This is a genomic window from Longimonas sp., from assembly GCF_046498435.1.
Classification (GTDB): Bacteria; Bacteroidota; Rhodothermia; order Rhodothermales; family Salinibacteraceae; genus Longimonas.
On record NZ_JAWOAR010000190.1, the window covers coordinates 1 to 8,167 of the forward strand.

The 8,167-nt window shown below is 62.8% G+C and carries 7 protein-coding genes; 4 read left to right on the top strand and 3 right to left on the bottom strand.

Going from position 1 to position 8,167, the window contains the following annotated elements; all coding sequences use genetic code 11:
* Together R6U20_RS07095 and R6U20_RS07100 are read right to left on the bottom strand one after the other, a co-directional pair.
* Positions 1 to 232: hypothetical protein (locus R6U20_RS07095; protein WP_410337161.1), on the bottom strand; the 232-nt coding region annotated here is incomplete at its 3' end.
* A gap of 51 nt (positions 233 to 283) precedes the next feature.
* Entirely contained in the window at positions 284 to 1,123 is an 840-nt protein-coding gene (locus tag R6U20_RS07100) for a 2,3,4,5-tetrahydropyridine-2,6-dicarboxylate N-succinyltransferase (protein ID WP_410337162.1), read from the bottom strand.
* A 179-nt stretch (positions 1,124 to 1,302) separates the two neighbouring features.
* Between R6U20_RS07100 and R6U20_RS07105 the strand changes: the two genes are divergently transcribed.
* The 4 genes from R6U20_RS07105 (at position 1,303) to R6U20_RS07120 (ending at position 6,342) form a co-directional block, all read left to right on the top strand.
* A complete protein-coding gene (locus R6U20_RS07105) occupies positions 1,303 to 1,506 on the top strand; it encodes a hypothetical protein (RefSeq protein ID WP_410337163.1) in 204 nt (67 codons plus the stop codon).
* A 54-nt stretch (positions 1,507 to 1,560) separates the two neighbouring features.
* Positions 1,561 to 3,510, top strand: coding sequence for a DNA primase (gene dnaG / locus R6U20_RS07110; RefSeq protein ID WP_410337164.1), 1,950 nt, complete (start codon positions 1,561 to 1,563; stop codon positions 3,508 to 3,510).
* Positions 3,511 to 3,546: 36 nt separating this feature from the next.
* The gene (ppk1, locus tag R6U20_RS07115) at positions 3,547 to 5,691 is read left to right on the top strand and encodes a polyphosphate kinase 1 (protein WP_410337165.1); all 2,145 of its coding nucleotides are present in this window, start codon (positions 3,547 to 3,549) and stop codon (positions 5,689 to 5,691) included.
* Positions 5,692 to 5,805: 114 nt separating this feature from the next.
* On the top strand, positions 5,806 to 6,342 hold the full coding sequence (locus R6U20_RS07120) for a c-type cytochrome (RefSeq protein WP_410337166.1): 537 nt from the start codon (positions 5,806 to 5,808) through the stop codon (positions 6,340 to 6,342).
* A 98-nt stretch (positions 6,343 to 6,440) separates the two neighbouring features.
* On the opposite strand, the gene R6U20_RS07125 is transcribed toward R6U20_RS07120, so the two are convergent.
* A complete protein-coding gene (locus R6U20_RS07125; RefSeq protein WP_410337167.1) occupies positions 6,441 to 6,635 on the bottom strand; it encodes a hypothetical protein in 195 nt (64 codons plus the stop codon).
* Between the last annotated feature and the right edge of the window lie 1,532 nt (positions 6,636 to 8,167).

Below are 8,167 nucleotides of genomic sequence, written 5' to 3' on the forward strand. Positions count from 1 at the left end.
GGTGGAAGCCGCAGGAGAGCAGGAAGGCGTTGAAGCTCTCGGCCGGCTCACTGCCGGGCTGGCCGCCCAGGGGATCGCCGGCGAAGAACTCGGCGCTGGTGTGTTCATAGGCCTCGACCGCATCGGGATTGGTGATCTGGGTCCGCTTGGGACGCTCGCCCCGGTCGGGCGCACACGCCACCCACTGGTTCGTAAGGCGGTCGCGGCGCACATGATACGCAGATAAGTTCATAAACAACAGGTGGTTCGGTGAGCAGGCAGCAAATCGGACCGAGCAAAAAAGCTACCGCAGCGCATCTTCGAGCGCCGTGGCGGCGTCGGTGCTGCCATCGCGGTACTTGATGATAATCGGCGTGTAGAGCGAAAGCCCGTGGGCCGTGCCAAAGTCGGTCTCTAGCGGACGCGAGCCGGATACGACCACGGCGTTTTCGGGAACGGTGAGCGTGCCCTCCTCATCTGCCGTAATGATTTCACCGTCAACCGCGTCGTACAGCCGCGTCGAGCTGGTCAGCTGCACACCCGCCGCAATCACCGCGCCGGTGCGCACCACGCAGCCTTCGTAGACGCCCGCCTGACCGCCCACGAACACGTCATCTTCAATGATGACCGGCGTCGCGTTCACCGGCTCCAGCACGCCGCCAATCTGTGCCGCCGCCGACAGGTGCACGCGCTTTCCAATCTGCGCGCAACTGCCCACCAGCGCGTGCGAGTCGATCATGGTGCCTTCGTCGACATACGCGCCCACGTTTACGTACATCGGCGGCATGCCCACCACGCCCGGCGCCAGGTAGCTGCCGGTGCGCACCGCCGATCCGCCCGGTACCAGACGCACGCCATCCGACTTCTGGACCGGTTTTACGGGATACGTATGCTTATCGTAGAATGGAAAATTGGCGGTCGAATAGTCCACGATGCGTCCAATCCGAAAGCCGAGCAGAATGCCCTGCTTCACCCAGGCGTGGGCCGTCCAGGTGCCGCTGTCGTCGGGCGAGGCGGAGCGGACCGTGCCCGTGTTGAGCGCACGCACCAAATCGGCTACGGCATCGCCCGAAGCGCCCGCGTCGGGGTCGTCCTTAGCGGCGAGGGATTCAATTCGGGAGCGGAGCGCATCTACATCAATCATGCTCATGTCAGGACTTGTGGGACAAACAGACCAGCCTTCAACATGCAACGCGGCAGCGCCATTGTAAAGGAGGCGGCTGTGAAAACATCGTCGGGGTGCTCTCTTCGTACGCCGTGCTCAGGCTGCGGTTGGATCTCTATCCCGGCAGGCGCGGTACGTGCATCCGGCATGTATTCGGCATGCCCTCGCGCTCTTTTCTCGTAGATACGTTTGCTCTTATGATCCGCCGCACCCTCATTGTGCTCGCCGTTTGCGCTCCGCTTGCCATCGCCGGATGCCAGTGCTCCGACAAGCCCGACATTGGCCCTGTAGAAGACGACAACGCGCATCAGATTGCCCCTGAGGTGGAATCCGCCCCTGCGGCCGCCCCTCTGCACGCCTAACCCGGCGTCTGATTCCGCCCGCTCGCCTCGCTTGCGCTCCCTTCTGCTGCGCTCATGGCCCTCCCCGACGAAAAGGTAGACGAGATTCGCTCGGCGGTCGACATCGTCGATGTGGTGAGCGATTATGTCCGCCTGAAGCGCTCGGGACAGAGCTACAAGGGCCTGTGCCCCTTCCACGACGAAAACACGCCGTCTTTCCACGTCAACCCCGAAGACAACCTTTACTACTGCTTTGGCTGCCAGAAGGGCGGCGATGTGTTCTCGTTTGTGCAGGAGATGGAGGGCGTCGGGTTTGTGGAGAGCGCGCGCTGGCTGGCCGAGCGCACCGGCGTGTCGCTCCCGCAGTCAGAAGCCGAAGAGGAGGCCGCCTCCCATCGCGAGGCCATCTACCAGGCGCTGCGCATTGCCGGACGCTTTTTCTACCGGCAGCGCACGCAGTCCGAACGCGGGGCCCCCGCCCGTCGCTACCTGAGCGAGCGCGACTTCGATGCCGCCACGCTCAAAACCTTCGGCGTGGGCTACGCGCCCGACTCGTGGGATGCGCTGCTCACTGCCGCGCAAGAGGAGCACCTAAAACCTGAGGTACTGCACGACGCGGGGCTCATCATTGAGCGCAACTCAGGCGACGGCTACTACGACCGCTACCGGGGGCGCATCATCTTCCCGATCTTCTCGCACATCGGTAAGGTGGTTGGATTCGCCGGGCGCATTCTGGATGCCGACGCCGATCAGCCCAAGTACATCAACTCGCCCGAGACCGATGTCTACCACAAGAGCGATGTCTTGTACGGCCTCTACCAGGGCAAGCAGGCCATCCGGCGCGAGAAAGCGGTCTGGGTGGTGGAGGGCTACACCGACGTGATGGCGCTGCATCAAGCTGGGATTGAGCATGCGGTGGCCACGTGTGGCACCGCGCTTACGCCCCGCCACGTGCAGATGCTCGACCGCTATGCGCAGCGCGTGATCTTGCTCTTTGATGGCGACGAAGCCGGGGGCCGTGCCGCCCGGAGCGGACTCAAAACGGTGCTGTCGGAGGGCCTTGGCGCGTACGCTGTTACGCTTCCCGCCGGGCACGACCCCGACAGCTACGTGAAGGAGCACGGCGCCGATGCGCTGCATCAGCACGTGGCCAACACGCGCAGCGACCTGCCGCAGTTTATGGTGAACCAGGCCCGCGAGGCCGGACGTATGCAGACCCCCGAGGATCGCGTAGAGGTGCAGTCGGAGGTCGTGGCGGCGGTGGCAGCCATCCCCGACCCCAACCTGCGCCGCGAGTACGTCCGCCAGGCCGCCGACGTGCTCGATGTGCCTCCCGGCGACCTGCTGGCCGACCTGGAGCGGCAGCGCGATGCGCAGCAACAGAAACAGCGCCGCCGGAGCCGCCGCTCGCGCCCAAGCCCGCCGCCGCCTCAAGACAATGGCACGCCCAGCGCCTCCCCCCGTACCCCTACCACGAATGAAGGCGACTCGCAGGAACGCGATGCGGACCGCTCCTACCGCGTGCTGCCCGAGGAGCGCTTGCTGCTGCGCCTGATGCTGGAAAAGGGCGGCCGCATGATTCAGTACGTGCTCTCGCACATGGCGCTCGACGAGTTTAGCGAGGGTCCGGTGCGCAAGCTGGTGCAGTGCCTCATGCAGATGTACAAAGACGGCAGCGTGCAGCCCGACCGCATTCTGCGCGGCGAGGAAGGCCCGGCCCTCCAGCAACTGGCGGCCTCAGTACGAGTGGATGAGTACAGTCCGTCCGAGAACTGGGAGCACCGCCGCGACATTCGGGTGCCACGGCTGAACGAGCGTCCGTACGAGGCCGCCGCCAGCGCGATGACGCTGCTGAAGCTCGACCGTGTGGACGAAGCCCTGCGCGACGCCCGCGCCGACATCCGCCGGGCCGACCGCGAGGGCGTTGACGACCTCACCCCGCTCCAAAACCGCCTGATGAAGCTCACCAACCTGCGCAAGCACATCCAGAACCGCGACTACCTCAACGACCCGCCTACGGGCTGATGCTCGCTACTGCTTTCACCATTTCGCCCCCGTACTATGTCCGACTCGTCCGCTTCTACCCGCCTGCACATGTCGCGCGTGCTGGCGCCCCAGCCGGTGCCCGAGGATCCCTCACTCGACCATCCGAGCCTCTACTTTAACCGCGAGCTAAGCTGGCTCGATTTCAACTGGCGCGTGCTCGACCTGGCCCGCGATAGCCGCACGCCTCTTATGGAGCGCATTCGGTTTATCGGGGTGGCCGCCTCCAACCTGGACGGATTTGTGCGCAAGCGCGTGGGTGGTCTGAAGCGGCAGATTGCCAATGGCGAGGTACCCATCGGACCCGACGGCCGCACGGCTGAGGAGCAGCTCGCGCTCATCACCAGTGCAGTGCAAGACCAGCACGACGCCATCCACGCCGCGTGGACCGATCAGGTGGCGCCCGCTGCACACGACGCCATCGGGCTGGCCATCCGCCCGTGGTCCGAGGTGCCCGCCGATGACCAGTCGCGCCTCACCGCCTACGTCGAAGACCGCATCGTGCCCATCCTTACGCCGCTGGCGGTCGATCCGGGACGGCCCTTCCCCTTTATCTCCAACATGAGCCTGTCGCTGGCGGTAGTGCTCACGAATCCGAACAAGGGCACCGAGCACTTTGCTCGCGTAAAAGTGCCGAAAGCACGAGCCCGCTGGATTCCGCTCAACGCGCCAATGGAGTTCATCCCCATCGAGGCCCTGGTGGCCGCGCACGTCGACCGGCTGTTTCCGGGGATGCAGGTCGAAGGCGTCTACCCGTTTCGCGTTACGCGCAACGCCGAAGTACCCCGCGATGACGACGACCCCGACGATCTGCTCGAATCGATCTCCGAGCGGCTCCGTGAGCGGCGGTTTGCTCCCGTTGTGCGGCTGGAGATCGACGGCAGCATGCCGCAGGGTGTACAGTCGTTCCTGCAAGGCAAGCTGAATGTGCCCAACGAAGACGTGTTCGTCACCGAGCATCCCATTGACCTCACGGATGTGGATGATCTGGCCGACTTGCATGTGCCCGATGCCCGCTTCGATCGCTCACTGCGCTTTCCGAGTTGGACGCCCACCGCGCATCCCAACCTGCCGCATCCCACAGACCCTTCAGACCGCTCCATGTTTGCGGCCATTCGCGAGCGCGACGTGCTGCTGCACCATCCGTATCACTCCTTCGAAGACAGCGTACAGCGCTTTATTGAAGAAGCCGCCCACGACCCCGAGGTGCTCGCCATCAAAATGACGCTGTACCGCACCTCCGAAGACTCGCCCATTGTGAAGGCCCTCATTGAAGCCGCCGAGCAGGGCACGCAGGTCGCTGTGCTCGTAGAGGTAAAGGCCCGCTTCGACGAGGAAAAGAACATCGCATGGGGCCGCAAGCTCGAAGATGCCGGCGTGCACGTAGCCTATGGCGTGGTCGGACTCAAGACGCACGCCCAGGCGGCCCTCGTCGTGCGCCGCGAATCCGACGGCCCGCGCACCTACATCCACATCAGCACCGGCAACTACAATACGCGCACCGCTCGCCAGTACACCGACTACGGACTGCTCACCGCGGCGCCGCAGCCCAGCCGCGATCTCACGCAGCTGTTTCACTTCCTCACCGGCTTCTCGCCCGACCAGTCGTACAACACCCTCGTTACCGCCCCACAGTCCATGCGCGCCACCTGGCATCGGCTTATTACAGAGGTCATCGAAGCCGCTGCATCCGGCCAGGAGGCACGCATCCTCCTGAAAATGAACGAGCTGACCGATGTGGAGCTCATCAAAGACCTGTACCGCGCTTCGCAGGCGGGTGTGCCGGTCGATCTGATTGTGCGCGGACAGTGCCGCGTCCGTCCGGGCGTACCCGGCATCAGCGAGAACATTCGCGTGCACAGCATCGTCGATCGCTTTCTGGAGCACGACCGCGTGTTCGGCTTTCAGGCGGGGGCCAACACCCACGTGTACATCAGCAGTGCCGACTGGCAGAGCAGCCGCCTCGATGAACGCGTCGAAGCCGCCATGCCCGTACGCAACGACGCCCTGCGCCAGCGCCTGATACAGCACCTAAATGCCGCCCTCGAACCCCGCCCGCGCACCTGGGCCCTCCGCCCCGACGGACGCTACGTGCGCACCCACGATGGCACTCACACCCAAAGCCTGCAGGAACTCCTCATGCAGCAATACGCCGACCGGTAGCAGTCCCCTCTCATCTCCACAAGTTGAGCACGGAATGCACCGTACATGCCCATCCGCTTTTTGTAGAGGGGAACACCCAGGCCCCGCCCAATCCACCATCTGTACCGCGCCCCGATGGCTCGTTTTCTCATTTACGGCTTCGTTCTTTTCGTTCCACTTGGATGGCTGGCCGGCTGCACCCCGAGCGATTCGGAACGCCCTGCCTCCCCAACCAACGACCCCGTGGCGTACGGCGAACGCGTGTATGACTTACGCTGCCAAACCTGCCACCAGGCCGATGGCAGTGGCGTACGCGGCGCTTTTCCGCCACTCAAGCCGAACAAATGGGTCCAGGGCGACCGCGGACGACTCATCCGGCTGGTGCTGCACGGCATGAGCGGCGAAATCGAGGTGCGCGGCGAGCGCTACCAGGGCGTCATGCCCGCGTTCGGGTACCTAAACGACGACGAGGTTGCTGCCGTGCTTACCTACGTGCGTCAGAGCTTTGGCAACGACACCACGGGCGTATCGCCCGAGCACGTCGCTGCCGTCCGTGCTGCCAACGAAGCCCCACGCGGCGGCTGGTCTGCCCGCGAACTGTGGGAGGCTACCGGCATCCCCGAAACCGCCCCTCCCGATTCCACCACGGAAGCCCCACCCGCCGCCGAGTAGCAGGCATCTACCGCACCACCGTCACCCGCTGCGTGTCGACGGGTCCGTCTTCGGTCTGCATCCGCAAAAAGTAGGTGCCGCTGGCGAGTCCGCTCACGTCAAGCTGCGCTTCCGTGCGGCCCTCTGCTGGGCGTGTAGGTGCCTGCGGCGATCCAGATCTCGTCGGTGCCGCCAGCGGCATCCAGGGCACCTTGCAGGTTGGTGTAGGTCGTGCTCCAACTGGTGCCGTCTTCGGTCCCCGATGTGTTACCTGCATCCACGTAGATCTGGGCGTGGGCCGATTGGGGGGCCATCAGGCTTAGCACGATTAGGCATACCCCTGCCAGGCCCCGTCTCAATGAGCCTCCCCGCAATGACCGCAATGAGCCCAGCAGGGCGGAATGTGCAACGTTCGCCCCCGACAGATGAGGGACTCTCAACAGATGGGCGCACAGCGTAAAAAACGAATCACGTAGTACGGCGCGCATTGAGGCAATCATCGACATGTAAGGTAATAGATGGAGGGCAGCGCCACCATTAAGAGGCAAGGGCATGCGCATCTCATTGGTGTTGTTCTGTGTTATAATCTACCGACCGGGTGCGACAAACGCTTTCGTTTATGTCCCAAATCTTTTACTATACGTCCCAAATCGGCCTCAAGCGACTCAAATGGGGCGTCGTGGGTGTATGGAGGGATGGTTGGAGGAGTACATCGTCCCGAAGGCCGACTGACGAAGTACATCCGGTGTCCGGCAGAGAAGCGATCTCACAACGCGGCAACCGGATTTGTGGTATGAGTCACAAAAAAAACGCCCGGCATCTTTCCGATGCCGGGCGAGAGCCCTCTTAGAATGCGTTGTGCTATACATCTGATCGCTGTTGAACATACCGAAATGCTTTTTTATGCCCTCACACCGTCATCCCAGACGGAGCGGAGCGACGATCTGGGATCCATGCCCCAATGGAGGGATGTATTAGCGGAGTGAGTTCGCCCTCAACCGGCGAATGGATTACTTCGTGCGTACCACAGGCATGACCTTCGGCCCTCGCTTCGCTCGGCTCCGGATCAGCGGCGCCAGGGGCGCCTTGCCTGTCCTGAACTCGATTCAGGATCTGGATGACGGGCGTTGGGGGGCTGTGCGACTTCTGAACCTATAGCACAACCCGTTCTCAGGTCATCTTGACGTCCCCAGACAGAGGCACAGCGGTGCTCAGAATAAGAACTCAAAACAGGCTCTCACGCAGGCCGGGCAGCATCGCGTCCCGGCTGTCAGCGTTGAGATGCTTCACTGCGTTCAGCATAACCGTGGAAGTACAACAGTGGCGGCAAGGCCGTATCATGGTGATGGGCAATTGTCTCCATCCCAAGTCATCCTGACTCCCGACCGCCATCGCCTAGTCCTTGCACATAACTTTCTCTCTGATATTTTGTTAGCAAGAAGTTTGTTTGCTTTACCACTTGTTCAACCATATCCCCCTTTGCTATATCGACTGTATGGTCCGTGCCATTGAGTCCACATTCAGATCATCGGTTTGGGGGATTTAGTTTACAGGATTCACGCCTCCTCGTGGCATGAAGCCCTTGTATGAAGCCCTTTCGGCCTCGAAGAAGTGGGCCGCCCGGACGAAGCCTGGAGGGACGCGCCCGAAAATTGATCCTGTTTGAGCGAGCCTGCGAGTGAGTTTGATCAATTTTAGCGGACCGGAGGGCGCAGTCAGGCCCAGTTCTTCCAGGGGCCCTTGCGGTCATCCTTTGGGCCTGACTGTGCCCTCCGGTCCGCTAAAATTGATCAAACTCACTCGCAGGCTCGCTCAAACAGGATCAATTTTCGAGCGCGTCCCTCCG